The sequence below is a fragment of the Vibrio sp. VB16 genome, from assembly GCF_015594925.2.
Taxonomy (GTDB): Bacteria; Pseudomonadota; Gammaproteobacteria; order Enterobacterales; family Vibrionaceae; genus Vibrio.
This window is the reverse complement of the sequence record NZ_CP087590.1, coordinates 1306792-1333666: the sequence shown is the minus strand read 5'-3', so window position 1 is coordinate 1333666 and position 26875 is coordinate 1306792. Positions and strand designations below refer to the sequence as shown.

Here is a 26875-nt window from a genome sequence, read left to right as displayed (position 1 = left end):
TAAACGATATACGATTTTGGTCGGAAGTTATCAACGTAAACCCTAAGGGCTAATCGTATTTATATATTTATCAGCAACTACAATTCAGATCCATTGTTACCAAGACTATATCGACTCATTGGAGAACCACTCTCGGCTATATTACTGTTTTGATGGACAATTGATAATAAGGCGCCGTCAGTTCACCAAAGTAAGCTTATGAATGGTCAGTGTTAATAGTTTAATCATGCTTGAAATATGAAATAGAAATTCCAACTGAATTTTTTGCATCATACATTGCTGAATCGGCTTTACTGACAAAACTTTCTAAGCTAAATTTTTTCACCGGAGCATAATAAACACCAATGCTTACGCTAATTTGAATCGTATTATTATCAGTCGATATATCCCTTTCAAATTCAAATATTATTTTTTTCAGTATATTTTTTAGGGCTATCTCACTATCCAGTCCGAAAAGTGCTATAACAAATTCATCACCGCCATACCTTGAAATACAATCAGAAATCTCAATACAATTCTCTAGTCGATTTGCTACTGTAGTCAAAACAAAATCACCAATTGAATGTCCATATCGTTCGTTAATCATGCCAAATCCATCTAGATCAACGTACAATACTGCTGAAAAAGTATCATTGTTTCCATGTCGTTCAATTGAATTTTTCACTTTATGATCAAAAAGTCTACGATTGGGGACTTTAGTTAAATAATCTATATTTGCTTTAAACCACAAAGCTTCCTCATTCAATCGTCTTTCTCTGATATCCCTAGCAACAACGATATAACATTTCTCATAGCATTCTTCACAATGACATTCATTCACTTTGGATATATTAAATTCGATTGGTATCAAGTTATCATCACTGTCCATATGATATCCCTCATAAGTCAGGCTATGAACAGAGTCTACTAAATCTTCCAATTTATGCCAGTCGTCATATGTTAGTATTGATGGCATAATATCATATACAGTCAATTTAGACGTTTCTAAATATGTATAATTTAATTGTTTACAAAAATTTTTATTAAATCCGTGAACAGTCAAAGTAGGAAGAGCAATAATATACACACAGTCAACTGAGTGAGAAAATAGATTAGAAAGTTCACTCATAAGCTCACTATTATACCTTAAACATACACTCGAAAGCAACCTATTTCTCTCATACTTTAAAAGTTCCAAGGAGTAAAGATAATTACAAAACCCCCTTAATCTATTATTAATAAAGCCACCAATAAAATCAAAAAACAATAGATTACCCGCAATATATTTAAATTTCCTTACCAGCTTAATAATCATTATAATAACTTAACCTAAACAGATGGCAAATAGACAATCCGAAAATATAATAAACTTAAAACAGTGATAACATTATAACAAAATCAGTAATTAGAATATCATCAAAATAAACCGGAGATAATGTTCTTTTTTTTTCTTGTGTCTTTTGGGTACTCTCCATAGAAATCAAAGTATTCTCGACTAAATCTTCCTTTGTTTACTATTCCGTATTTTTCGACTATCTCACCAATGCTAATATTTTCATTCAAGATTAGATCTCTATTTATCATATTAAATCTACGTGATATCAGATACTGTTTAGGCGTTAATGATAATACTTTTTTAAAGGCATACTCCAATGTTCTCACACTACAAAAACAGTATTTGGCAATTTCTGGTATAGAGGCATAAACGCTATCACTTTGTTTTATGAAATCTAAAGCTCTTATTACAATAGCCCTCCTTTTGTTATAGGAGATGTTTATTTCTGGTGTCCTATGACTATTTTCAAAAAATAATCGTATGGAATTGGATATTCTATCTTGGATATCTTCAATGACGACACCAGATAAGTATTTATGTTGACTTACAGTAAAATTAATAACTTTTATGATATCATCCTTAATTAGCTCTAGGTCTTTAATGATGACCTTGCCAGACCTTATTTTCTCTGCATTTTTTATAAATTCATCATAAGTTTTACGTTCTATAAATTCTTTTAAATATTCCATATCAATTGCAAAATGATAACCTATAAGGCCGTATTCAAACAGAGCAATAATCTCTTCAGTTGGAGGCATGATATAGAGATTAGTTGAATAAACTGTTATGCCGTTAACCCTTATTGGTTTTCTATCAACAGGGATAGTGAATGACACATAATTAGGATTACATGCCCCATGAAACATAGCCGAACGACCTATTTCAATTTTTGATAATGAAAGTTTTGGCAATATCACTAAATCACTCGAAAAATTAAAAGTTTTTCCTGAAAGCTGTTTAACATCTTGATCTAGGTGCCCCAATGAAGTAGCGAAATCGTCTATGTCAGTTTTTATATGTCTTATTTTATCCACCATCAACTCCTAGCTAATATTTAATTAGCAGGTTCGCATGATTAAGACCAAACCAATTATGCAAAGTCAGATCCTCTTAACGAATACAACTATAATTCTAAATGATATAAATTTAAATAACTATTCTCATTAGTAATGTAAGACTTGCGAAAAATGTACAATTTAACGGATTTCATAAAGGTAAAATAGAAAGTTCCCATTCAGTTACTCTTCTGTAGTTGCATCCATGACTTAAAAATTCAGATTTGAAGATTTGACCTACATACAATCGCTGTGTATTTGGACTACGATTCAATGGTACAAGCCTGCAATACATTGTTCAAAATCTTGTAGGATGATTTGAAAACCGTGCAGTATTGGAAGTTAGAGTGCTTCCAAGCAATAACAGATGTTCTGATAGTTCTTGATTCTTACCTACGTTCATTCTTAACTTTTTTAAACTTTCAGTAACGGTCGTAATCCTTTGATTAATATCATCTGTAATTATACTTTGCTCTTTCGTTGTTGTAGCTATATCGAGATTCATTCCATTAATTGTATACATCGAAAGGACAGTATCTTCGAGTTGAGTATAGGCACGGTTAATATGCCCTATTCCTATTTCAGCTTGTTCATTACTTACAATCATAGCTTGTACAGAAAGTGAAGCTTGGTCTTGCAACTGTCTCACCATATTTTGTATATCACTAGTAGAATTTGCAGTCCTACTTGCTAATCCTCTAATTTCGTCTGCTACGACAGAAAACCCGCGACCATATTCACCAGCTCTGGCGGCTTCAATAGTTGCATTTAGAGCCAATAAGTTTGTCTGTTCAGCAATATCTTTTATTACTTTTAGTACTTTATTTATATTCAAGGTATCTTTGTTTAATTCATCTACTGAGCTACTTGCATTTTGAATATTTGTATGGAGCAATTCAAAACTGTGTAGTGCACCTTTCATCATGTCACTCGCATCTGTTGATTTAATAGATGCTACATTAGTACTATCTAAAGTTGAAGCACTACGCTTGGCTATCTCCCCCACTGTTGACCTAAATTCATTCATTGCTGTGGATATCAGCTCTATTTCTTGATATTGAGCCTCCATTGACTCTGTATTTTCTTTACTTCGATCTTTTAAATGCAAACTAGCATCAGTTAATTGTTCGCTTGAAATAACAACATCGTTAAGTATATTATTAATACTTGATAATACTTCATTATAGTCTGTATAAAGAACTGTGACTTCATCTTTTATTTCGAACTGAGGAAGATACCTAGTAAGATTACCGTTTTTAAGTTCTCTCAAAGCTTCACCAATTGGTAATAATGGTTTAGTCAAAAATCTGTCTACGTATAAATACAATACAATGGACAAAAATAATAAAATAGAAATAATAGATAATGTTATTAACATGTTATTTTTGACGCGTCTATTACTAGCATCTTCCATCAATAATACTGCGATATTCATCTCTCTGAGTATTACAGGAGAGTTTATAAAAATATTATTTATTATTTTATTTTTCATTTCAGGCGAGTTCATTTTTTCTTCAACTAAACTCAAAATATCACTCTTGTAATTGGACCATAGTCGTTCTACTTTTTTAAGCTGTGACAATATTTCAACGGTGAGCGGAGGTGATATATTTCTATTATCCTCGCCATACATTAGAGATTGCATTGACGATTCGAAAATGGTCAAGGTAGTGTTAACTTCGGCTACATCTCCCATACCCGAGTTAATAAATAACACTTCCTTTGCCACTCGTTGAGACAACATTCTTTGTTTTCCTGCCAAATTAATAGTTGATGCGTCAGCTTTCATACCAAAATAAATTAGGCTCATCGCGATCAAACCGAATACTATAAGTACAGAAATAAGCAGCAACAGTTGAAACTTTATTTTATTCAACCCTAGAGCATTAAATGCCATTCTCATTAATTTCATAAATTCAACACCAAACATATAACATTAGACTAACTAATCTTGATAATAAAACTATAAGTTAAATGTAAATGACAAGAATTAATACGTATTTATATAGAAAAAAGTTATTTTTGCGAATAATGTACATATTTAACTTTCATAAAACTTATTGGGAATTTTACAAACAAACTTTATCTTGATGACGGTCATAACTTAGATAAAGTTGCGTAAAATGTCTATTTTTTCATTGGGACGTGATGATAGGATTGTTGTAACATTTACTTAATGACACACATATGGCATATACATACGCGGCAAGACAGCCAATTCTAGACGAAAATGGTGACATATTTGGATATGAAATATTATTTCGAGATAGTCTTGATAATAAATTCCCTGACGTAAATTCAGACCATGCTACTAATAGAATTTTGGCGGAACAATTTTTTTCCACTCATGCTGATATTATCGAAGGAAAGTTGGCATTTATTAATTTTTCGTACAATTCCATCATAAACCTTCTACCCACATTGTTATCTAAAGATCAAATAGTAATTGAGGTATTGGAAGACTGCCTCCCTACAAAAGAATTATTTTTTGCTATGGTTAAACTAAAAAATCTTGGTTATAAATTAGCCCTAGATGATTTCATTCCTTCTCCAGACTGGATCCCTTTCCTTCCATACGTAGACATAATAAAGTTTGACATAAGAATAACTCCCGCCAATAAAGTCAAGAATTTCATTAAGAAAATATCTGGTTCAAAAATCAAATTCATTGCTGAAAAAGTTGAAACGCATGAAGAGTACCAAAACTCACTGGAAGCAGGTTTTCATTACTTCCAAGGATATTTTTTTAGCAAACCAGAAATAATTAAGAAGAAGAGAATATCTAAAAGCCAAATGACGGCAATAGAATTAGCTAAAGAAGTTTCTCGTAAGAGTATTGATTTCAAAAAAATTGAATCTATTTTTTCGTCTGATGTAATTCTATCCTATGAGCTTTTGAAGTATGTGAATACAGACAAAATAACGAGCTCGATAAGCTCTTTTAGCCACGCGTTGTCATATTTAGGAGAGGACAGACTAAGGTACTTTATATCTTTTTCAATTATGACCAATTTGTCTAGTTCTAAGCCTCCAATTATTAATAATTTATCGGTACAGAGGGCAAGGTTTTGCGAATTAATTGCTCTAACGATGGATAACGTAATTGATAGCGAATCTGCTTTCTTAGTTGGGTTATTCTCTCTATTGGATGTAATTTTCGATGCACCTATGGCGGACGTTGTTTCGTCAATTCCAATCGACCATACAATTAAAAAGGCGCTTACTCAAAATGACTGTGCGTTAAGTAATTTATTAATTTTAGCAAAATCATATGAATATGGCGAATGGAACACTGTGGATAAGATGGCTGAATTTATGAATGTGGAAACGGAGACTCTTCGTAGATGTTTCGAAGATGCTATTCGTTGGGATTAGACAATATAGTTGATATTTCATAGTCAATATAGACGGTATACCAACACACTACTATTTCAGGTAGACTAGACAAATTATTGAGCATTAGAATTAGACTAGTGAACGAACAATATTGCTATCTTATATTTCGCTTCTATAACCCGTCCCGTTAGTTGTCCGCTGGTATAAAACATTGAGTTTCTCCACAAATAAATATATTTTTTTATACACAGATTTTTATGAGCATTTAAAAATTTGACGACGACAGTTACAAACTATGGTTATGTGACGTTAAACCGCAAGATCGAAGTCCTGACCTACGAGAAGTTTGTTTTAAATGAAGCGTATATATAGTAAGTCGTGGTTGGGTGAAAAATTAGAGAACAGAACATTGTTTAAGCTTGTTGATGTCTGGTTCTAGGTTCATGGTAAACACCTTAAATCGAGCGTGCGTGAAAAACGTCGTGTGGACATCATCAACGAACACAAATTGTCGTTTCTAAGTTGCCAATAATTGAAACACTATTTGAAAACATGCAAAAGCGTCCTAATAAAGATCAGTTATTGACTACATTTAGAATAAGCTTATCGACCGGCGAAAGTATAATTGAGGCTGGCTATTTACTTGTAGATATGTTGTCACGCATAGAATACTTTTCCCGATTTGCCGAAAGGACAAGCGACTCATGTACTTCGACATTCTTTTGCTTCACACTTCATAACGAACGGGGGTAATATCATTGTATTGCAGAAAATACTTGGACATATGAATATTAAACACACCATGATTTACGCCCATTTCTCGCCAGACAAATTAAGTGATGTGATTGAATTAACTCTCTGCATTGTAACCAAAAAATGACGACAAAATGACTCAAAAAAGTACCAACATTGCCATTTATATGTTTATATATACAGTGCTCAATAAATATAAGTCATTACAAAATAAGAAATATTTGTAAAATCATAAGGTTAAAAACTAATGAAAGTAATCAGTTTTAATATAAATGGACTCCGTGCTCGACTGCATCAACTTCAAGCGATCATCGATAAGCATCAACCTGACGTGATTGGCCTACAAGAGATTAAAGTGCATAACGACGCTTTTCCTTTAGAAGATGTTGAAGCAATGGGCTACAAGGTCTACTTTCATGGACAGAAAGCTCACTACGGCGTTGCCATGATGTGTAAACAAGAGCCAATATCTGTTCAATACGGTTTTCCGACTGACGACGAAGATCATCAAAAGCGTATGATAATGGCAACCTTTGAAAATGCAGAAGGTGAAAAAACCACCGTATTAAATGGCTATTTCCCTCAAGGCGACAATATCGAACACGAGATAAAGTATCCATATAAACGCCAGTTTTACAAAGATTTAATGGCATACTTAAGCGGTCATCACACCAACGAAGACAACCTCGTAGTTATGGGCGATATCAATATTAGCCCGATTGATTTAGATATCGGTATCGGTGAAGCAAATCGTAAGCGTTGGCTAAAAACAGGTAAATGTTCGTTCCAACCAGAAGAGAGAGAATGGCTAAAAACACTACTCGATTGGGGTTTTGAAGATACGTTTAGGAACTTGTATCCTGAGGTCCAAGATCAATACTCTTGGTTCGACTATCGCTCACGTGGATTTGATGATAATCGTGGTTTGCGAATCGACGTCGTTCTTGCAACACCTAAGTTAGCGGCTAAATGTGTCGAAGCTGGCATCGATTACGAACTGCGAGGCATAGAAAAACCGTCTGATCACGCACCTATTTGGTCTGTGTTTAGCTGATACTAATTGAACTGTTCAACGTACAAACCCACCTGAACAGAAAGTGATTTAGGTTACGCCATAAATAAAAAAGCAGCTTATGAAGTGACCCCATAAAGCTGCTTTTTTGTTCCTAGTGATTGACCGTTAGCTCAGTGGCCTTAGATAAGCCAAATACTTCTTCTCTGCCCATTTGAAGAACCATAGGATGCAAAACGTTAAGCACATATAGAATAACCCTGCCGTCAAGAACGATTCAAATGGCGCATAATAGCGGGAGTTAACTAATCGAGCCGCACCTGTTAGATCCAATATAGTCACGATACCCGCAACCGCAGAACCATGCAGCATGAATATCGCTTCATTACTATAAGCCGGTAAAGAGCGGCGCAAAGCACTTGGTAATATAATCCGTTTATACGTTTTCCACGTACTCATACCGTAGGCTTTAGCGGCTTCAACTTCACCTTTCGGCAAGCCGTTAATAGAGCCGCGTATAATCTCTGCACTGTAAGCCGAAGTATTTAATACAAAAGCCACCAAAGCACAGAACCAAGCATTTTCCCACAACGTATCTTTGACCGGTACAAATTGGTCCATACCATAGTAAATCAGATATAACTGGACCAACAACGGTGTTCCACGAAAAAAGTAGGTGTATGCCCATGAGGGAAAACTAATCAACGGATTGCGACTGTTTCTTGCGACCGCTAATGGAATCGCAATACATAAACCCAAGAAAAGAGAAACCGATACTAGCCAAAGCGTCGTCCATAACCCTTCGAAATAGATAGGCAGGCTTTCGATTATCAATGAGAAATCCATATCATCTACCTCGTGTGAATACTGAATTTTCGCTCTGCAAGCTTAAGTAAGCCCGTCGAAACGCTGGTGAAAAATAGGAAAATAATCGAAATTGTCATATAGAAAGTGAATGGCATTTTTGTTGACCCTGCGGCTAATGAACCAACTCGAACCATGTCTTCTAGTCCAATAATGGACACCAACGCCGTGGTTTTTAATAGCACCAACCAGTTATTACCAAAACCAGGTAAAGCATGACGAATCATTTGAGGTAGCAGAACACGTTTAAATGCCATTGGACCACTCATCCCATACGCTTTCGCCGCTTCCAGTTCACCTTTGTCGACCGCCATAATGGCACCACGGAAGGTTTCCGCCATGTAGGCACCGAATATAAATCCAATGGTTAATACACCGGCAACAAACGGACTGATATCGATATAGTCAGGCAGATAAGCTGTCCATTCATGGGCAGGATCAGAAGATACCATCCATTCATTTATCCATTCATTCACAGCGTAAAGACTATTGTTAAGAAGAATTTGCCCACCGAAGAAAATCAGCATCATGAGCACGAGATCAGGGATACCGCGGATTATGGTTGTGTACAAGGTAGCAATCGATCTTGCAAATCGGTATGGCGCCATTTTTGCTAACGCTCCGGCCATTCCTAACACAACGGCAAGAAGCAGTGACAATACAGCAACCTGTATCGTTAATAGTGCACCAGATAATATAGAGGCTTCGTAACCTTGTAAGTCGAACATCGTCGTTAGTCCATTATTCAGCAAACCAGCTAGGCCGAAGTTATGACCATTCAACATATTACTCCGCCTCATGTCTTATAGCTCTGGCGAAATTACGTGTTGAATGGACACTCCTTTTAGATAAGAGGTGGCAGTAACCGCCACCTCTTCATTTTACTACTTAGTCACCGTAGACATCGTAGTCAAAGTATTTAGCTTGAATCTCTTGATAAATACCTTTTTCACGTAAAGAAAGTATCGCTGCATCAAGCGTCTTTGTTAAATCTTTGTCTTGCTTGCGAACAGCAATGCCGAACCCGTCGCCAAACCATTTAGGATCGGTTAATGAAGGACCAACAAACTCATAAGCTTCACCACCTTGTTGGTTTAACACACCCTCTTCTAGAGCAGATGCATCACCTAAAACGGCGGCAACACGGCCATTACCTAAGTCGAGATACGCTTCATCAAATGAACCGTAGCGTACAACTTCAACATTTTTAAAGTTGTCCGTCAGGTATTTGTCATGGGTTGTTGCGCGCTGAACACCAATTTTCACACCATCAAGATTTGAGAAATCGAGAGCAGCGTCTTTTTTGGCAATAAATTTATTTGGGATTAAAGCGTACTTACCTGTGAAATCAATCTTCTTTTTACGCTCTTCAGTAATCGACATAGCCGCGATTATCGCATCGTATTTACGAGATAATAGAGAAGGAATAATACCGTCCCAATCTTGAGCAACGAGCTTACACTCTACCTTCATTTCCGTACATAATGCGTTAGCCATGTCTACATCAAACCCACTAAGTGAGCCATCTGCTTCTGTTTTACTAAAAGGAGGATAGGCTCCTTCGATACCGAAACGCACAACCTTCCAATCCTTTGCTTGAGCTACGCCTGTTACTGCTGTAGCAGCCAATGTTGCCGCTAATAACCACTTTTTCATTTCCATACTCCTGTGTGTTTGCAATTCGGTTTCTAAGTTTTGGTTATATTAATAAGGAAATTGACTTCGCTTTCCTAATCTAACCAACTCTTAATGAAACCTTTTCCATGTTGTTATATTTCTTGTAAAGATAGGTATTTGCACCACCTCTACTTTTTGAAATATTGTTAGTATATAGACGATATAAACTGCCTTAACCTATCTGATTTCGGATCAGTAAATAACTTTGCAGGATCACCCTGTTCTTCAACTAAACCTTGATGTAAAAACATAAGATGATTTGATACATCACGGGCGAATGCCATTTCATGCGTGACCACAAGCATGGTTCGTCCTTCATCTGCTAGATCGCGCATAACGCCAAGTACTTCACCAACGAGCTCTGGATCGAGCGCAGAAGTTGGTTCATCAAAAAGCATCACTTCCGGATCAACGGCTAGCGCTCTTGCAATAGCCGCACGTTGCTGCTGACCACCAGATAAATGTCCTGGGTAATAATCTTTTCTTTCCAATAGTCCGACTTTATCAAGAAGCGCCTCGCCTTTTTCTATCGCTTCAGCTTTTGGCACGCCAAGAACGTGAATAGGTGCTTCAATTACATTTCCTAGTACAGTGAGATGGGACCAGAGATTAAAACCTTGAAAAACCATAGCTAAACGCGAACGAATTCGTTGCACCTGTTTTTCGTTGACAGGGACAGATTCACCTTGACGGTTATTTTTCATTTCGATGAGCTCACCATCTACCCAGATTTGACCTGCGGTTGGTGTCTCTAAAAGATTAATACAGCGGAGAAAGGTACTCTTACCTGAACCAGATGACCCAATAATCGAAATCACGTCACCTTTACGCGCCTGAAGCGAAATACCTTTGAGTACTTCATTTTGACCAAATGTCTTATGTAGATCTTTAATGTCCAGCGCTGGTACATCATTCATGCGCCACTACTCCCTGTGCAATATCGAGAGGTTATCCGACCTCTTTAGTCGCTACAAATTAGCATTCATCCTAGAAACATGCAACAAATCATTAACTGACAAGATAGCAATACACAAGCGATAGTGCTGCATTTTTATTCAAATACAGACTATAAATCTAGCCATGAGCGCATAAAACAGCAAAACCCGAGAAAAACAAATACCGCAACTTGTAAATATAAAGTTAATTAATTCCGATATTAGTAGCAAAGTTAGTGATAACTGTCACAAACTCTTTCACACCCAGATTAATCCCCTAAATAATTAAGGTCTTATGATATTTTCAATCAAATATTTAATTTCACAATGCCACTGTGAACAAATATACGGCATTTATTAATGACCTAAACATCCGTTTAAACCATTGAACTTTTCGAACTCTTCACCCCAACTGTAACCCCTCATAATTGGTTATTTATTTCTTAGTTATCTTACCGAATTCATGTTGACAGTGGTGAAAGTAGATATTCTTATGCTTGAGTTATTGAAAGGCAGTTACAGAAACTGATTACCAACTCACAATTCCACCAATTTTCCCGTAGTTTTATTTCACTATTTTTCATAAAATGATCAGGATCAATCACCCAAAATAGGTAGCTTGTTAGACTCCGTCAGCAAATATGGGGCAAATTTTAGTCCTTTGTCACTTTAATATGAAGTATGATTAAAACACGACATTCATGTGGCACAGTATGTCGATGACAAAACACAATTATGATGGCTATACAGCTACTTAAAATTCAAATCACTAACAATACTAAATGAGGAATCTATGTCAGACGTAGTCAACACAGACCACTCAGAAATCGACGAGAAAAGCTATTCAGAGCTACATCGCCCTGCTTCTGAGTTCTCTAGTCGTTCTGAATATCTGGACCACGAACTTCAAATAATGAAACCACGCCGTTATGCTTTAAACCTTCCGGGCCGTGATTTCCGATTCGAAATTGAAGATCTAGTACCTGCCATTGCGGGTACTATTGGTATAATCGCGATGTACTCGGCTGTGATGATGTCTTGGGCTGATGGCCTAACTCAAGCATGGGACCACATCAATTTAGGAAAAGATTTTGCGATTGAAGTTGCTCGCGTAGAAATGCTTATTCCTGCTCTACTTTTCTGTGTTCTTGCTTCTGGTTTTATTAACCCACGTGCCAACCTTGCAGGCAACCACGGTCCGATGATTCCGCTTATCGGTACGATTGCACTTGCCGGTGCTCACCCTCTAGCGCTTGCTATATTACTCGGCGTATTTGGTCTTCTACTTAGTTACTTCAAAGGTGGGTCTAAGTTAGTCAACTTGACCAGTGAAGGGGTCGCAGGTGGTTTGCTTGTTTTCCTCGGTTTCACCGGAACCATGAGTCAGATTGGCCAGATTCAAAGCTGGGCGGTAGGTCTTGAGTCCGCTGAGATTGCGAAAGGCAGCATGGGCTACATCGGTCTGGTTGTGTTAGGCGTCAACATTGTTCTTTATGCATTCCTTGCGAAGATAAATAAGCGTTGGTTAGCTATCCCAGCTTGTGCAGTAACTGGACTACTTATCGCGTTGATATTTGGTGCTGGTTTTGACCTGACCTTTGAAACAGAGATGGGTCTTCCTAACCTAAACCCAGTTTACTGGTAGGGTAATACACAAGAAGGATGGATGTTAGGTTTACCAAATCTGCAACATTTCATCGCCTCTTTGCCGTTTGCTATTCTGGCGGTTGCAATGTGGTCGCCAGACTTCCTTGGTCACCGTATTTTCCAAGAGCTTAACTATCCTAAGCGTACTGAAAAAGTACTTATGGATGTAGACGATACGATGACAATGTGTTCTATCCGTCAGATGGTTGGTACCGCAGTGGGTGGTGGTAACATTACATCATCTTGGGGTACTTATATGATCCCAGCGGCGATTGCTAAGCGTCCTATCCCGGGTGGTGCGATCCTGCTTGGTCTTTTGGTCATGATTATTGCAATCTTAGGTTTCCCTATGGATGTAGCAGTATGGCCTCCTGTTATGCGTATTGCTCTTCTAGTGGGTGTTTTCCTTCCACTATTGGAAGCGGGCATGCAAATGGTTAAAGATACGAAAGACTCCCATGCAGCCGGTATCTGTATTTTCGCATCTGCTGTAGCGAACCCTGTATTGGCTTGGGCCTTAACGATGTTGCTTGATAACAATGGTTTGATCGGTAATAAAGAACGTGCTCAAAAATTATCCATCATTGATAAAGTCGTTATCCCTGCTTCTGTGCTCGTCATCTGCTTAATTGCAATGCTTTCAGTCGGTATGTTTGAAGGAAAATATGGCATTCCAGGCTTCCTATAAATAGATAAAAATTGGGCAGCAGAAATGCTGCCCATTTTTTTGTATATTTTTTTTAAATTTTACAATATAATTTGAATCACAAAATCGAATGACAATTTTGGTTACAATATCTATGGTTTAATGACGTATCATTTGGTCATAAATATTGTTATTAATTAAAAAGTGTACTGTGTGCTTCGGCACTAGCTAATATCAGTAAAAACAGTACGTAATTTTTCTACGAAAAAGGTAGGTATATCATGGCAGAGCAATTTGCTAAAGCTTGGGAAGGTTTTGCGAACGGAGATTGGCAAAACGAAGTAAACGTTCGTGATTTTATTCAAAAGAACTATACGCCTTATGAAGGTGACGAATCTTTCCTAGTTTCTGAAGGTACTGAAGCAACTAATTCGCTTTGGGCTAAAGTAATGGAAGGCATCAAGCAGGAAAACAGCACTCATGCTCCTGTGGATTTCGATACTTCTATTATTTCTACCATCACTGCGCACGATGCTGGCTATATAAACAAAGATCTAGAAACCATTGTTGGTTTGCAAACTGACGCTCCATTGAAACGCGCTATCATCCCTAACGGTGGTATTCGCATGGTTGAAGGTTCTGCAAAAGCATACGATCGCGAACTTGATCCTATGGTTAGCAAAATCTATTCAGAATACCGTAAGACACATAACGCGGGTGTTTTTGATATCTATACGCCTGATATTATGGCGTGTCGTAAGTCTGGTGTCCTAACTGGTCTTCCTGATGCTTATGGCCGTGGTCGTATCATTGGTGATTACCGTCGTGTTGCTCTATACGGCATTAACTTCTTGATGAAGGACAAGCTAGCTCAATTCAATTCTCTTCAAGAGAGATTTGAGAATGGCGAAGATTTAGAAGCAACAATGCAACTACGCGAAGAAATTGCTGAGCAACATCGTGCACTTAAGCAAATCAAAGAAATGGCAGCTAAATACGGCTGTGATATCTCTGGTCCTGCAACGACGGCTCAAGAAGCGGTACAGTGGACTTACTTCGGTTACCTAGCCGCAGTTAAATCTCAAAACGGCGCTGCAATGTCTTTAGGTCGTACTTCGACTTTCCTAGACGTTTACATCGAACGTGATATCGCTGCTGGCACTATCACTGAAGCACAAGCTCAAGAGATGATCGATCATTTCGTAATGAAACTACGTATGGTTCGTTTCCTACGTACTCCTGAGTATGACGAGTTGTTCTCTGGTGACCCAATTTGGGCTACAGAATCAATGGGCGGCATGGGTCTTGACGGACGTACTTTAGTGTCACGTAGTAACTTCCGTTTCCTAAACAGCCTATACACAATGGGTCCAAGCCCAGAGCCGAACATCACGGTTCTTTGGTCTGAGCAACTACCTGACGGATTTAAACGTTTCTGTGCGAAAGTATCTATCGATACTTCTTCTATCCAGTACGAAAACGATGATCTAATGCGTCCAGATATGGCGTCTGATGACTACTCTATCGCATGTTGTGTATCACCAATGATTGTTGGCAAGCAAATGCAGTTCTTTGGAGCTCGTGCTAACCTTGCTAAAACCATGCTTTACACAATCAACGGTGGTGTTGATGAGAAGTCTAAAGCTCAAGTTGGTCCTGTTATGGATAAAATCACTTCTGAAGTGCTTTCATACGACGAACTTTGGGACAAGATGGACCACTTCATGGATTGGCTTGCTAAGCAATACGTGACGGCTCTAAACAGCATTCACTACATGCATGACAAGTACAGCTACGAAGCATCATTAATGGCTCTACATGACCGTGACGTTTACCGCACAATGGCATGTGGTATTGCTGGCCTTTCTGTTGCGGCTGATTCATTGTCTGCTATCAAATACGCGACAGTTAAACCAGTACGTGATGAAGACGGCATCGCTATCGATTTTGAAATCGAAGGTGACTATCCTAAATTTGGTAACAACGATTCTCGTGTAGATGATATCGCTTGTGAATTAGTATCCGTATTTATGGGTAAAATCCGTAAACTGAAAACCTACCGTAACTCGGTACCTACTCAGTCTATTCTTACTATCACTTCAAACGTGGTATATGGTAAGAAAACGGGTAATACACCAGACGGTCGCCGTGCAGGTGCTCCATTTGCTCCTGGTGCTAACCCAATGCACGGACGTGATGAGAAAGGCGCTGTAGCATCACTAACATCAGTCGGTAAACTGCCGTTTGCTGATGCGAAAGATGGTATCTCGTATACGTTCTCTATCGTACCTAACGCACTAGGTAAAGATGATAACTCTCAGAAAGCAAACCTTGCAGGTCTGATGGATGGTTATTTCCACCACGAGACTGGCATTGAAGGTGGTCAACACCTTAACGTTAACGTTCTTAACCGTGAAACGCTAGAAGACGCCGTTAAGCATCCTGAGAATTATCCTCAGCTAACGATTCGTGTATCTGGTTATGCTGTTCGCTTTAACTCTCTGACTACAGAGCAGCAAGCTGACGTAATCGCGCGTACGTTTACTGAGACTATGTAATCCAGTAAACATCATTCAATCTCGCTAGTCATAGCGAACATTGATTAAAGCCTCGCATTTATGCGGGGCTTTTTGTTTTTTATAAAAAAAAGGCTACACTAAGTGTAATTATAATAAAAGTTGTTTAAGGCTGATATTATCCAATTAAAACATCTATTTATCTCATCTATCTTCTTGTTGCCATTTACAGCAAACGCCAACGATAGCATGATTGCTATCTCCTTCGATAATGACGGGCCATTTGGTACTGATCAAAATTATACGAACGGAATCCAAATCGATTATTCGACATCACTTTTAGATTTGGACCATGCTTTAGTCGCCTACTCACCTCTATCATTGCTTGAAAAGCACGAACTCAATACACATAAATGGCACGTAAATATTGGTCAGAAAATGTGGACACCTTCGGACATCAAAAAAGAACAACCAGAACCAAATGAGCGAGCTTATGCAGGTCTCTTATATACACAAGGAGAACTCATCACAATTTCAGATAAATACACCCAGGCTTTTGGTTTGATGATTGGAGTAACCGGCCCGAAATCTTTTGCCGAAGGCGCTCAGAGAATTGTGCATGAAATTGTCGGCTCCGACACTCCTCAAGGATGGGATTATCAGATAGAAGGTACCTTCATTGCGAACCTTTCCTATGATAGTAATTACCAATTATACGCCATTGATATGTCAGCGGGTCTATCCCATGAGATCAGCGCGCCGATTAGAATATTAGCGGGCAATTATCGAAGCGAAATCGCGACCGGGCTTTTATGGCGGTGGGGGTTGAACTTGCAAGACAGTACTGGCAGCACCAAAACAGAGAATGAAATGAGCTTTAAGTCCTATATGGTACAGGGTAAAACAACCGGGGCTTTTCTATTCGCCGGTGCTGAAGCACGATATCGATTTAATGACATAACAATAGACGGCGACCGCCCAGATGAAGTATACCCTACCGACGTAGAGCACCTTCAGGCCACGGCCGTGTTTGGTGGTGCAGTGTATGGCGAGTCTATAGGTGGTAGCGCGACATTAGCATTCAAATCAGAAGACTTTGAACAGGACCTAAACGGCTACTCAGCAAATCTATCTATGTCACTTTTTTGGATGTTTTAAGCGACCCAATACCACGCCTTGATTCTACAATTCATGTTTTACAAGGTAAACTTTAAGCATTTTTCATTTAGGGTTGTTGAACGTTTATCCACTCGTTGACTCGTCTGTTTAAGTTCATTATTACTAAGGGCGATAGAGCTCATCGAGGTCGAAATCTGAGACATACTATCAGCCATTGACTGACTTGTTATTGCCAACTCACGAATTGACGAAAATATCATATCCGTCTGTTGACTCGCCTCTTCGGCCTTATCCGTTATTTCAGATAACGCTTGAACAGCATCATGGCCATTTTGTCTACCGGCTTCCATCGATTTTTGAGACTTGTTGATGTACTGAATAACTTCACCACTCTCGGTCTGTAGCGTCTCGATAGTGCCAGAAATCTCAGAAACGGCTTCCACCGTCCGAACCGCCAAGTTTCTAACCTCGTCAGCGACAACGGCAAAACCTCTACCCTGTTCACCCGCTCGAGCCGCCTCTATTGCCGCATTCAGTGCTAATAAATTGGTTTGTTCGGCGATACCGTTAATAATGTCCATTACTGAGTCTATCTTATTCGACGCCGCCTCTAATTGCTGAATATGCGTCGCTGCCAGAGTTAAAATACTGCCTACCTGTTCAATCGACTCAATCGCAAGCGTAATAATCTTACCTCCATCATCGGCAGACTGAGCCGACGACTTACTTACTGCTGAAACTCGCTCTAAGCTGTTTGAAACCTCTTGCGTGGTTACGCTCACTTCTTCTGTCGCAGAAGCAAGTATATGCGTCTGTTCAATGGCCTCCGATTGCCCCATGACCACTCTTTCAATACCTCGATTAAGTTCTTTCGCGTTAAGTGAAAGCGCGTCACTATTACTTTGCACTTCGCTAACTAACTCCGTTAAGTTCTCACAGGTTTGGTTAATTGCCATCGACAATTGGTTAAATTCATCCTTATTGTTAAGGGTCACCGGTAGCCGCACACTTAGGTTTCCTTTCGAAATCGAATGAAGTGCCGTATTGGTTTGATTAAGCGAGCGTGTTATAGATAATGAGAGCGTAATAAATATCACAATGGTTATCACCGCGAGGACAATGCAGGCGATAAGCACCGACCAAAGTGAGACGTCTGCTGTTGCGGATGCGGAATCTTGATAACGCTCACTAATAGCAGCAAGTTCAGTTGTAATCTGCTCCACAGCCGTTAACAACACATCTTGATTGACGTAAAGATCAGCTTCAATATCACTCAGCTGTCCAGAAAGCACGGATACCTGCTCAAAAGTAACTGAAAATGCTTCCAACTCTTCTTCATATAGGTCAAGCATCGCATAGGTATTGGACATATTCTTAAAACCTGCTTTTGCGCGATTAAAAAGCTTTAGGTTCTGTTCACTTGGAGTAAGTAGATAGTTTTGCTGCGCTTTTATCATCGTTTGAAAATCAGAGTTGAGCGTTACCATTCCGGTTTCTGCGATTTTTTGTTCTATAATCACAGCGATTTCTTTCAGCCTACCTAACTTCCCATCATCTGCATTAAAACCCAGTTCACGTCTAAGAGTTAACCAGGGGTCGACGGTATTCTGGTAGCGGTCAATTAAGTTCATCAGCTCATTTGCTCGATTTTCCATGCCGACATTATTTAGGTATTCTCTATTAATCTGACCCTTATTTTGAATGGCAGATAAAGATTGCTTAACGGCCTCTACTTTCTCTGAGTTCATGGTCATTAAACTGTTAGCTAACTTAAACAGATTCACCTGAGTCTGTTCAATCTCATTGGAGCCATTGGTGACATCTATACTCAGGCGATATTCTGAATTCATTGCTTTAAAGCTACTGCTTGTGTAAGCAGCCAACCCGATAAAACCGACAATCAATACCCCTAATACAATCCATATTTTTTCTTTTTGTGAGAATAAAAAACGTTCCATGTATTTTCCTTAGACACACCAGTAATAATAGCGCAACCAAAATGCGCCCTACGATAAATTTAACAATATCATAACAATTATAACGCGAATGGAAAAAACCACCATCAAAGCAATTCATTAATCAAAGAACATACGTATTAGCAGAAAGTTAGACTAGGTTATGGCACCTAAATGTAATAAAATAACAAATAAGAAAAACTCTCTGAGAAGAACCTATGTCAACATCTGGTCGTATCCATTCATTCGAATCTTGCGGTACCGTAGACGGACCTGGTATTCGTTTTATCGTATTTCTACAAGGTTGCTTAATGCGCTGTATGTATTGCCATAACCGTGATACGTGGGATACACATGGTGGTAAAGAAGTTACCGTAGATGAAATAATCAACGAAGCTAAGTCGTACCGACACTTCATGAAGGCATCCGGCGGCGGAATTACCTGTTCCGGTGGCGAGGCGATGCTTCAACCAGAATTTGTTCGTGATTTTTTCCGTGCAGCGCAAAAGGAAGGGATGCATACGTGCCTTGATACCAACGGCTATATTCGTAAACATACCGATGTAGTCGATGAAGTATTAGAGGCATCCGATTTAGTCATGCTTGATATCAAGCATATGAAGGATGAAATTCATCACGACTTTATTGGTGTGTCGAACAGGCGCACTCTGGACTTTGCGCGTTACCTACAAAAGATAGGTAAAACAACCTGGATTCGTTATGTCATTGTACCCGGATATACCGATGATGAAGAGTCGGCACATCTGCTCGGTGCGTTCATTAAAGATATGGATAACATCGAAAAAGTTGAGCTGCTGCCTTATCACAAATTAGGGGCTCATAAATGGGAAGCACTCGGCTATGATTACCCTCTAGAAGGGGTCAATCCGCCAAGTAAAGAAACCATGGATAAAATGGTGGGTATACTCGAACAGTATGTCGACAATGTGAAATATTAGTACTTTGATTATAAATTAACAACAAACAGATAATAATTACTTCGAGGCCTCACAATGGAAATGACGAACGCTCAACGCTTGATCCTTTCAAATCAGTACTATCTAATGTCTAAGCTCCGACCTGAAAATGAAGCTAAATATAGCCGTTTACAAACGATTGTGGAGAGAGGCTATGAGTTACAAATGCGTGAATTGGATAAACATTTCGGTAAGATAACCGAAGAAGAATGTCGCGAAGTGATCAACATCATGGAGATGTACCACGCGATGCAAGAGTCAAATAAAATGTTAAGTGAAGCGGATAGAAACAACGTTGATCAACGTAGACTACAATTCTTAGGGTTTGACATCGCAAGTGAACATCAACTCGTCAATTATGTTCGTTTCCTCGTTGATTCTGAAGGGCTTTACCCTCAATTTGAGAAAAGTGACCACCACTTTAATGCCCAAATGCCTATGTTAGAAAAATATGCTCGTATGCTAACAACTTGGCGCAACTGCCCACGTCAATATCACCTATCTTCTACTGAGTTTACTCAGATATTTAACGCATAATAGGTACACCATTTTAAATAAAAAAAGGAGGTCAATTGACCTCCTTTTTACGTATTTACAAGACTAGATTAATCATCCAGTTCCGCTTCTGCTTTAAAGATTGCTTCAAATTCTTCTTCCGCAGTATGCTTAGATACTTCTTTATGCTTAAAGATAAAGTAGTAAGCCATACCAATCGCATATAAACCTACAGCCCAGAATGCCGCTGTTGCGTCATATACAAAACATGATGATAGAGCAAGTAACGAAAGAACTATCGTGATCCAAGGTGTAATGATGCCACCTGGTGTTTTATAAGGACGTTCTAAATCAGGTTCATTTTTTCTCAACAAGATATGACTATAAGCTTGTAGAGCATAAGATATAGTTGCACCAAACACCGCGATCATGATCATGCGATCACCTTCGCCGGTTAATGATGCTAAGAAACCTACAATCCCAGGAATGATCAATGCCCAAGCTGGAACTTTACGCTTACCAGTTAATGATAAGAACGCTGGTAGGTAACCCGCTCTCGAAAGTGCGAATACTAAACGACTATAACCATAAATAATTGAGAAGAATGACGCAATAAGACCAGTCAAACCAACCACGTTCACGAAGTTCGCTAACATGGAATCTTCACCATGAACAGCACGCAACGCATCGACTAATGGTGCAGCATACCCTGCGGTAGCTTGAGCACCAGCAGCGCCAGGAACTAATAACATTACCCCAACAGCCGTGATTAATAGGAATATCATTGCCGCGATGATGCCTTTAGGCATATCTTTCGCCGGATCTTTTGCCTCTTCCGCAGCCAAAGGAACACCTTCTACTGCTAGGAATAACCACATACCAAACGGTAGTGCAGCCCAAACACCATTCCAACCTTGTGGTAAGAACGTCGTTGCTCCTGCTATTGCTGGGTTGGCTGGTATATCAAAAAGGTTAGCCACTTCAAAATAGGGGATCAACCCAAAAGCAGTTGCAATGATTGCGACAACAGCCAGTGCTGTAATAACAAGCATAATACGCAGTGCTTCACCGGCACCAATCAAATGGATACCAATAAATATTGCATAAAAGACCGCATACACCGTTGGTCCGTTCCACCCAACTAATGCTTCAAGGTAGCCACCAATAAAGATAACAATGGCAGCGGGTGCTATTGCATACTCTATTAATACCGCTAAACCCGTGGCGTAGCCACCGATCGGCCCCATTACTTTCCTCGCGAAGCTATAACCACCACCTGCTGTTGGTATCGCTGCCGACATTTCTGCCAATGACAACACCAATGTTAGGTACATTATTCCCATCAACACCGATGCGATTAACATGCCGCCCCAACCAGCAGTAGCGATACCGAAGTTCCACCCTGCATAGTCTCCCGATATTACGTAAGATACCCCTAGCGTCGCGAGCAAAAACCAACCAGCTACACCTTTCTTAAGCTGTCGTTCATGCATAAACTCGGAGGAACCAAAATCACTTGCTTTATTTTCAGACATAAGCCACCCGTATGATTTAATTTTTTGACCCAGTAATCATCGTCTGACTACCAAGTGATATGACGGATCAATCCTTCTTGTAGGGTACGGATTGATGCATCCCTATAATTTTTTAGTTAACATACTGTTTGTTCTAGTTTATTTTCTGTTTAATTTTTTCTATCTATTTACTAGCTAATGCTCCTTATTTTTATACTTTGTCAGCCAATATTTCCTTACGTGGTTGGGCAATCACAACCTTATCCACGAGCAATCCTTTATGTTTAATACACTCCGCACCCGCTTCTACAGCAGCAGTGACTGAAGCGACGTCTCCGGTTAAAGTGACGTATCCCTTGCCTCCAATGGCCATTGCCATATGGACTTCAAGCAATTCAACGTTAGCCGCTTTTACGGCAGCATCTGCAGCTTCAACGATAGAAGCGACTGAAAATGTCTCGATAATTCCAAGCGCGTCTGTACGCTCAACGACTCGCGTACCTGAGATCGCAGGGAATACATCTTCATGAACATTTGAAATTATTAGGTCGTCTACAATCTCTGGACCACCTGCGATCATACCGGCTTCTACTGATGCGTTTACCGCGGCAACATCACCGCATATCATCACCATGAATTTCCCCGGACAGATACTACGGTTAAAAATTATTTCAACTTGCGCCGCTTTTAACATTACATCAGCAACAAAAAAACCACGTGCGATAGAATTAAGCTCGATACATCCAATTGCATTAATCATATTTTTACTCATCTATTTCGTTATCACGACATGCTGCTCGGTGACAGAGGTCACTTTACCAGCGATGCTTGCATGAATGTTGACGCTCAAAGCATCGTCTAATGCCAAACCAATCACTTGACCAACCGTCACATTTTCACCCACTTTGACACACGCTTGAGCAGGCGCTCCGATATGCTGTTTTAGTGGAATGTTGACGTGTTTAAAGTCAAATTCACCTTCTAGATTTTTGGCTTCTATTTTGCTGTATTGCACCAAGCCCAAACGCTGAATCAACCGCTTAGTTGGTACACCTCGATAATCACGCATTGGGTGTACATCTACGGTTTGTCCTTGCAATTGTTCAGGAGTCATCAGCCTTCCCGATTCACGTAAATCACGTTTCGTGGTTACACACATATTCCTTGGGTCTAAACCTTCAGGACAAGACCACATTGAACATAGGTTACATTCACTGCACGCTTGAGCCGATAAGGCATACGTTTCACTATTAGGTCCTGATGTCTGTAATGCTCGCATGACCAAGTGAGGTTTTATGGGGTACCCCAACATGTTTCGTGGACACATAGAGGTACACAAACTACATTGGTCACAAGCCGCTTTACCAATACGTCGATACGTCGATTCTGGCATCGTCTTTTTAACTGCCAATGACGATGATGTAGGAATAACAATAAAACCACTTGAAAGCCGTGTTATCGGCTGGTCAAGAGAACTGACCACGCCACCCATCATTGGTCCCCCATCAATAATGATGAAGTCATCACAGGTTGTCCCACCAGCAATGTCCAGAGCGTCAGAGATCGAAATACCGACAGGCAGCCATGCTGTATAGGGCGATTGCACCTCACCATGAACGGTCAGCATTGTATGTGTGACAGGTTGATCTATCGCCGCTCTAAATATATTTATATATGACTCAGAATTTTGCACCAAAACGCCAATATCTTTCGGAAGACCACCTGAAGGCACTCGCTTCCCTGTCGCCTCGTAAATCAGCTCAACTTCATCGCCTGCTGGGTAGACGTCACGCATTTGCAATACCGAAAATTCTTCAGGTTTTGCTAGTTTTTGAATTGCGCTTTCTATTATCTCGATAGTATCTTGATGTTTGTCTTTGATACCGATAATAGCTTGCGATGCCCCCGTTTGTTTCATCGCGAGTAACATGCCTCCGAGCATTTCATCTGCCCAGATCTGCATAACAACTTGATCTTTATTTAGCAAAGGTTCGCATTCAGCACCGTTCGCAAGAACCAGATCGACTTTGCAATCTAGCTTTACGTAGGTAGGAAAACCAGCCCCTCCAGCACCAACGACCCCAGCATCTCTGACTTTATCTAAAAATGAGCTCATGTTAACGTGCCTTAGTGAGAGATTGGGTTGCTAGCAATGCTGATTACTGCTTCAGCAAACGCTTCGCACGCAGCACGGCAAGCCGCTTGAGAACCAACTAAATGAGCGCCAGCAAAGTTTGTTTCTGATGGTGGTTCAAACAGGTTTTTTAATTGAACATCAGCGGATTTTAGAGCGGCGTCAATAGCAAACATGGCTTCCAACGGTGGCGCAATTAGATACGCCAATGCATCACCTTGTTCGACATCCGCTTCCGCAGAAAGGTAACTACCTGTTGAAGTGACTAAGTGTGCAAAATAAGCGATATCTCCTGCTTCATTTGCTGTCTGGAACGCGGCCTCATTTTCTATTACTTCTTTGCAACGATCTAAACCTGCAATGACATCTGCCGGGCATTCACCAGCAATGATACCGATGACTTCACCAGATGTAGGTCCAGATGAGTGTGCCGCACCAGCATAGAACGAACGAGCGTATACGACTTCTACGTTTGCGGCTTTTGTTGCTTCATCTAGAGCACAATACGTAACATCATCACAATCACTCGTAATCAAACCAATACTGACTTGATTCGGCTTTAACTTAAGTGCTTTAGCATATTCTGATTCAACCGATGCAATCACTCTGGTTGCTAATACAGATGCTGGAATTTTGTCTTGAATAGCCATCGTTCACCTCTATCTTTTTAAATTGATGCCGCTGGTTTTTTGCTCCAGCATCGTTTTAATTAAATCGACTATTACGGCAGCCGCTTCCACCGGTGGAGTTCCACCGCTATGAATGTTCGAAATAACGGTACGATCAGATTCCACGGTATCTTTAGTCGGTTTATAGATCGCGTAACAGCTCAACGATTCCGACTGTCCAAGCCCTGGCCTCTCACCAATCAACAGAATATTCACTTCTGCATTGAGTAGTTCACCGATTTCATCCTGAGCTTTTACACGACCGTATCTAAGGAAAAAAGGCGCGTTTGTTTTAAGCCCAGCATTTTTTATACCATTCATCAACGGAGGGAGAATTTCATCCAGATTGCTTGTGATAGCATCCATACTCAATCCATCAGACAGAACCACCTGAACCTGCGGTGACTGCTCACAGTTTTTAGTGATAATATCTCGACTATCAGGGCAAAGTTTTCGACCCAGATCTGGACGCGTTAGGTATTCATCTTTATCTTTAGCCTGGCTTTTAGCCTCTACTAAATCATGGTCTTTCAACCACTGCTCACTGATGTTCTTAATTACTGTGTCTTTCGAGCGGGAGTGATCGGCCCAGAAACGCATCAATGCCGTCGTTCTAGGACGAGGGCCAGCACAACCATTTCCAACCCGGGCCCCTGTTTGAGTCATCAGATCCTCAACTATTTTAGGATCTTGAGCATTAACCACACCGTTCCAGTTTTTGAACTCATCGTCGCCTAAATCAGGCAATGAGCCATCACTTACAACAGGCGTGATCTCTTCACTAACCACTCTCTTAACCGTTGAAGCGGATACATCTTTTTCTCCAAGCTGTTGTAAAACAGCTGAGACAATATCTTGTATATTTTTGTCGTTCATTGTTATCTCCGCTTATCGATTAAAGAAAATTGAAGGGTCACCAGCTTTTGAGGTTAATAGCCCGTTTTCTAGCAGCCCCATTTTCTCCATCCATTTTTCAAATTCTGGAGCAGGTCTCAGCCCTAATAATTGACGAACCGTCGCAGTATCGTGGAAGGCATTTGTCTGATAGTTCAGCATAATGTCGTCCCCCATAGGCATACCAATAACAAAGTTGATACCTGATGCCGCTAACAACGTTACTAAGTTCTCATTTGAGTTCTGATCGGTATCGGCATGGTTTGTATAACAAGCATCACAACCCATAGGCAGACCAGACAGTTTGCCCATAAAGTGGTCTTCTAAACCTGCACGGATAATCTGTTGGTGATTATAGAGATATTCAGGGCCAATAAATCCAACCACAGTATTAACTAGATGCGGCTTATAACGGCGAGCCAATCCATAACAACGCGCTTCCATTGTCATCTGGTCTGCCCCATAGTGAGCATCAGCAGATAGCGCAGAACCTTGGCCTGTTTCAAAATACATCATATTATCGCCAGCTAAATGACAATACTGTTTGCCTATTTCATAGGCTTCGTCAAGCATCGCTACAGAGACGCCAAACTCAGACAACCCTTTTTCAGAGCCAGAAATACTCTGGAATAAAAGGCCTCCTGGAGCGCCTTTACGAACCGCTTCCATTTGAGTGGTGATATGTGCCAGCACACAAGGCTGTGTCGGAATTTCAAATTTGTTAATGACATCTTGTATTGCGTTAAGCATTTGAGTGGTATTTTCGACACTGTCGGTTACAGGGTTTATACCGATTACTGCGTCGCCACACCCATACGTAAGACCTTCGTAGGTTTGTGCTAAAATTGAATTTATATTGTCACGCGTGTCATTTGGTTGTAATCGACAACTAAAGTGGCCGGGAATACCTAAGGTACTATTTGCTTTAGTCACAACGGGTAACTTTTTCGCGCCAAACATTAGGTCGGCATTCGAACAAAGCTTTGCTGTTGCAGAAATCATTTCAGCCGTTAGCCCTTTGCTGAGCCTCTGGAATTCTTCCCTGCTCGGCGTATTAGAAAGCACATACTCTCGTAGTTCACTTACCGTCCAGTTCTGGATTTTCTCATAAACAGCTCGATTCAAGCTGTCCTGATTTATCCTCGTGATCACGTCGAGTTCATATGGAACCGAAGGGTTTTCACGTAAATCTCTAAGTGTCAATTCAGACAACACCTGTTTCGCAGCAACCCTCTCTTGAGAGCTAGAGGCTGCAATACCAGCGAGTACATCTCCCGAACGAAGATCGGACGCTTTCGCCATCACTTCTTTCACGTCTGAGAATTGATATGTCTGACCAAACAGACGGGTTTTCAAAATCATT

The 26875-nt window shown here is 40.0% G+C and carries 20 protein-coding genes and 2 pseudogenes; 8 read left to right on the top strand and 14 right to left on the bottom strand.

The features are described from left to right. Positions 1-220: 220 nt before the first annotated feature. The 3 genes from IUZ65_RS06300 to IUZ65_RS06290 all read right to left on the bottom strand — a co-directional run bounded on the left by IUZ65_RS06300 (position 221) and on the right by IUZ65_RS06290 (position 4282). Complete coding sequence (locus IUZ65_RS06300; protein WP_195702934.1) at positions 221-1294, bottom strand: GGDEF domain-containing protein; 1074 nt, start codon at positions 1292-1294, stop codon at positions 221-223. A 101-nt stretch (positions 1295-1395) separates the two neighbouring features. Beyond that, entirely contained in the window at positions 1396-2352 is a 957-nt protein-coding gene (locus IUZ65_RS06295) for a helix-turn-helix domain-containing protein (protein WP_195702933.1), read from the bottom strand. Between the two features lie 316 nt (positions 2353-2668). Continuing rightward, a complete protein-coding gene (locus IUZ65_RS06290) occupies positions 2669-4282 on the bottom strand; it encodes a methyl-accepting chemotaxis protein (protein WP_195702932.1) in 1614 nt (537 codons plus the stop codon). A gap of 275 nt (positions 4283-4557) precedes the next feature. On the opposite strand from IUZ65_RS06290, the gene IUZ65_RS06285 reads away from it, so the two are divergent. From IUZ65_RS06285 to xthA, 3 genes and pseudogenes are all read left to right on the top strand, one after another. Beyond that, on the top strand, positions 4558-5745 hold the full coding sequence (locus IUZ65_RS06285) for an EAL and HDOD domain-containing protein (RefSeq protein ID WP_195702931.1): 1188 nt from the start codon (positions 4558-4560) through the stop codon (positions 5743-5745). A gap of 637 nt (positions 5746-6382) precedes the next feature. Then, positions 6383-6586 (top strand): annotated as a pseudogene (locus IUZ65_RS06280) (tyrosine-type recombinase/integrase); the annotation flags it as partial. A 120-nt stretch (positions 6587-6706) separates the two neighbouring features. Next, positions 6707-7513: an exodeoxyribonuclease III gene (gene xthA, locus IUZ65_RS06275; protein WP_195702929.1), complete on the top strand. Its 807-nt coding sequence runs from the start codon at positions 6707-6709 to the stop codon at positions 7511-7513. A 126-nt stretch (positions 7514-7639) separates the two neighbouring features. Here xthA and IUZ65_RS06270 read toward each other — a convergent pair whose 3' ends face one another. The 4 genes from IUZ65_RS06270 to IUZ65_RS06255 form a co-directional block, all read right to left on the bottom strand. Next, the gene (locus IUZ65_RS06270) at positions 7640-8317 is read right to left on the bottom strand and encodes an ABC transporter permease (RefSeq protein WP_195702928.1); all 678 of its coding nucleotides are present in this window, start codon (positions 8315-8317) and stop codon (positions 7640-7642) included. A gap of 5 nt (positions 8318-8322) precedes the next feature. Next, complete coding sequence (locus tag IUZ65_RS06265) at positions 8323-9063, bottom strand: ABC transporter permease (protein ID WP_195705019.1); 741 nt, start codon at positions 9061-9063, stop codon at positions 8323-8325. 160 nt (positions 9064-9223) lie between these two features. Next, entirely contained in the window at positions 9224-9991 is a 768-nt protein-coding gene (locus IUZ65_RS06260) for an ABC transporter substrate-binding protein (protein ID WP_331275671.1), read from the bottom strand. Between the two features lie 167 nt (positions 9992-10158). Next, the gene (locus IUZ65_RS06255; protein WP_195702926.1) at positions 10159-10929 is read right to left on the bottom strand and encodes an ABC transporter ATP-binding protein; all 771 of its coding nucleotides are present in this window, start codon (positions 10927-10929) and stop codon (positions 10159-10161) included. An 811-nt stretch (positions 10930-11740) separates the two neighbouring features. On the opposite strand from IUZ65_RS06255, the pseudogene IUZ65_RS06250 reads away from it, so the two are divergent. The 3 genes and pseudogenes from IUZ65_RS06250 (at position 11741) to IUZ65_RS06240 (ending at position 16914) form a co-directional block, all read left to right on the top strand. Next, positions 11741-13282, top strand: a pseudogene (locus IUZ65_RS06250) (DUF3360 family protein). Between the two features lie 239 nt (positions 13283-13521). Beyond that, entirely contained in the window at positions 13522-15798 is a 2277-nt protein-coding gene (gene pflB / locus IUZ65_RS06245) for a formate C-acetyltransferase (RefSeq protein ID WP_195702925.1), read from the top strand. A gap of 120 nt (positions 15799-15918) precedes the next feature. Beyond that, on the top strand, positions 15919-16914 hold the full coding sequence (locus tag IUZ65_RS06240) for a lipid A deacylase LpxR family protein (RefSeq protein ID WP_195702924.1): 996 nt from the start codon (positions 15919-15921) through the stop codon (positions 16912-16914). Positions 16915-16952: 38 nt separating this feature from the next. Here the strand turns inward: IUZ65_RS06240 and IUZ65_RS06235 are convergent, their stop codons facing one another. Further along, entirely contained in the window at positions 16953-18833 is a 1881-nt protein-coding gene (locus tag IUZ65_RS06235) for a methyl-accepting chemotaxis protein (RefSeq protein ID WP_195702923.1), read from the bottom strand. A gap of 215 nt (positions 18834-19048) precedes the next feature. Here IUZ65_RS06235 and pflA point away from each other — a divergent pair, with 215 nt between their 5' ends. Together pflA and IUZ65_RS06225 are read left to right on the top strand one after the other, a co-directional pair. Next, positions 19049-19789, top strand: a complete 741-nt coding sequence (gene pflA, locus IUZ65_RS06230; RefSeq protein WP_195702922.1) for a pyruvate formate lyase 1-activating protein — start codon at positions 19049-19051, stop codon at positions 19787-19789. Positions 19790-19843: 54 nt separating this feature from the next. Continuing rightward, entirely contained in the window at positions 19844-20344 is a 501-nt protein-coding gene (locus tag IUZ65_RS06225) for a YfbU family protein (RefSeq protein WP_195702921.1), read from the top strand. Between the two features lie 68 nt (positions 20345-20412). On the opposite strand, the gene eat is transcribed toward IUZ65_RS06225, so the two are convergent. The 6 genes from eat to IUZ65_RS06195 all read right to left on the bottom strand — a co-directional run bounded on the left by eat (position 20413) and on the right by IUZ65_RS06195 (position 26874). Then, entirely contained in the window at positions 20413-21837 is a 1425-nt protein-coding gene (gene eat, locus IUZ65_RS06220; protein ID WP_195702920.1) for an ethanolamine permease, read from the bottom strand. Positions 21838-22027: 190 nt separating this feature from the next. After that, positions 22028-22576, bottom strand: a complete 549-nt coding sequence (locus IUZ65_RS06215; protein WP_195702919.1) for a BMC domain-containing protein — start codon at positions 22574-22576, stop codon at positions 22028-22030. Between the two features lie 12 nt (positions 22577-22588). Then, positions 22589-23932, bottom strand: coding sequence for a 4Fe-4S dicluster domain-containing protein (locus IUZ65_RS06210; protein WP_195702918.1), 1344 nt, complete (start codon positions 23930-23932; stop codon positions 22589-22591). A gap of 11 nt (positions 23933-23943) precedes the next feature. Next, positions 23944-24600: an ethanolamine utilization microcompartment protein EutL gene (gene eutL, locus IUZ65_RS06205; RefSeq protein WP_195702917.1), complete on the bottom strand. Its 657-nt coding sequence runs from the start codon at positions 24598-24600 to the stop codon at positions 23944-23946. A gap of 9 nt (positions 24601-24609) precedes the next feature. Continuing rightward, positions 24610-25494 (bottom strand): ethanolamine ammonia-lyase subunit EutC, encoded by an 885-nt coding sequence (gene eutC / locus IUZ65_RS06200; RefSeq protein WP_195702916.1) that lies wholly within the window; start codon positions 25492-25494, stop codon positions 24610-24612. A 12-nt stretch (positions 25495-25506) separates the two neighbouring features. Next, complete coding sequence (locus IUZ65_RS06195) at positions 25507-26874, bottom strand: ethanolamine ammonia-lyase subunit EutB (RefSeq protein WP_195702915.1); 1368 nt, start codon at positions 26872-26874, stop codon at positions 25507-25509. Between the last annotated feature and the right edge of the window lies 1 nt (position 26875).

What these genes read in the sequence shown, in the direction of transcription:
- IUZ65_RS06270 (WP_195702928.1), bottom strand. Translation starts at nt 8,317, where the DNA reads ATGGATTTCTCATTGATAATCGAAAGCCTGCCTATCTATTTCGAAGGG.
- IUZ65_RS06290 (WP_195702932.1), bottom strand. Translation starts at nt 4,282, where the DNA reads ATGAAATTAATGAGAATGGCATTTAATGCTCTAGGGTTGAATAAAATA.
- eutC (WP_195702916.1), bottom strand. Translation starts at nt 25,494, where the DNA reads ATGAACGACAAAAATATACAAGATATTGTCTCAGCTGTTTTACAACAG.
- IUZ65_RS06225 (WP_195702921.1), top strand. Translation starts at nt 19,844, where the DNA reads ATGGAAATGACGAACGCTCAACGCTTGATCCTTTCAAATCAGTACTAT.
- IUZ65_RS06260 (WP_331275671.1), bottom strand. Translation starts at nt 9,991, where the DNA reads ATGAAAAAGTGGTTATTAGCGGCAACATTGGCTGCTACAGCAGTAACA.
- xthA (WP_195702929.1), top strand. Translation starts at nt 6,707, where the DNA reads ATGAAAGTAATCAGTTTTAATATAAATGGACTCCGTGCTCGACTGCAT.
- IUZ65_RS06210 (WP_195702918.1), bottom strand. Translation starts at nt 23,932, where the DNA reads ATGAGCTCATTTTTAGATAAAGTCAGAGATGCTGGGGTCGTTGGTGCT.
- IUZ65_RS06255 (WP_195702926.1), bottom strand. Translation starts at nt 10,929, where the DNA reads ATGAATGATGTACCAGCGCTGGACATTAAAGATCTACATAAGACATTT.
- IUZ65_RS06235 (WP_195702923.1), bottom strand. Translation starts at nt 18,833, where the DNA reads ATGGAACGTTTTTTATTCTCACAAAAAGAAAAAATATGGATTGTATTA.
- pflA (WP_195702922.1), top strand. Translation starts at nt 19,049, where the DNA reads ATGTCAACATCTGGTCGTATCCATTCATTCGAATCTTGCGGTACCGTA.
- IUZ65_RS06295 (WP_195702933.1), bottom strand. Translation starts at nt 2,352, where the DNA reads ATGGTGGATAAAATAAGACATATAAAAACTGACATAGACGATTTCGCT.
- IUZ65_RS06300 (WP_195702934.1), bottom strand. Translation starts at nt 1,294, where the DNA reads ATGATTATTAAGCTGGTAAGGAAATTTAAATATATTGCGGGTAATCTA.
- eutL (WP_195702917.1), bottom strand. Translation starts at nt 24,600, where the DNA reads ATGGCTATTCAAGACAAAATTCCAGCATCTGTATTAGCAACCAGAGTG.
- IUZ65_RS06215 (WP_195702919.1), bottom strand. Translation starts at nt 22,576, where the DNA reads ATGATTAATGCAATTGGATGTATCGAGCTTAATTCTATCGCACGTGGT.
- eat (WP_195702920.1), bottom strand. Translation starts at nt 21,837, where the DNA reads ATGTCTGAAAATAAAGCAAGTGATTTTGGTTCCTCCGAGTTTATGCAT.
- IUZ65_RS06285 (WP_195702931.1), top strand. Translation starts at nt 4,558, where the DNA reads ATGGCATATACATACGCGGCAAGACAGCCAATTCTAGACGAAAATGGT.
- IUZ65_RS06195 (WP_195702915.1), bottom strand. Translation starts at nt 26,874, where the DNA reads ATGATTTTGAAAACCCGTCTGTTTGGTCAGACATATCAATTCTCAGAC.
- pflB (WP_195702925.1), top strand. Translation starts at nt 13,522, where the DNA reads ATGGCAGAGCAATTTGCTAAAGCTTGGGAAGGTTTTGCGAACGGAGAT.
- IUZ65_RS06265 (WP_195705019.1), bottom strand. Translation starts at nt 9,063, where the DNA reads ATGTTCGACTTACAAGGTTACGAAGCCTCTATATTATCTGGTGCACTA.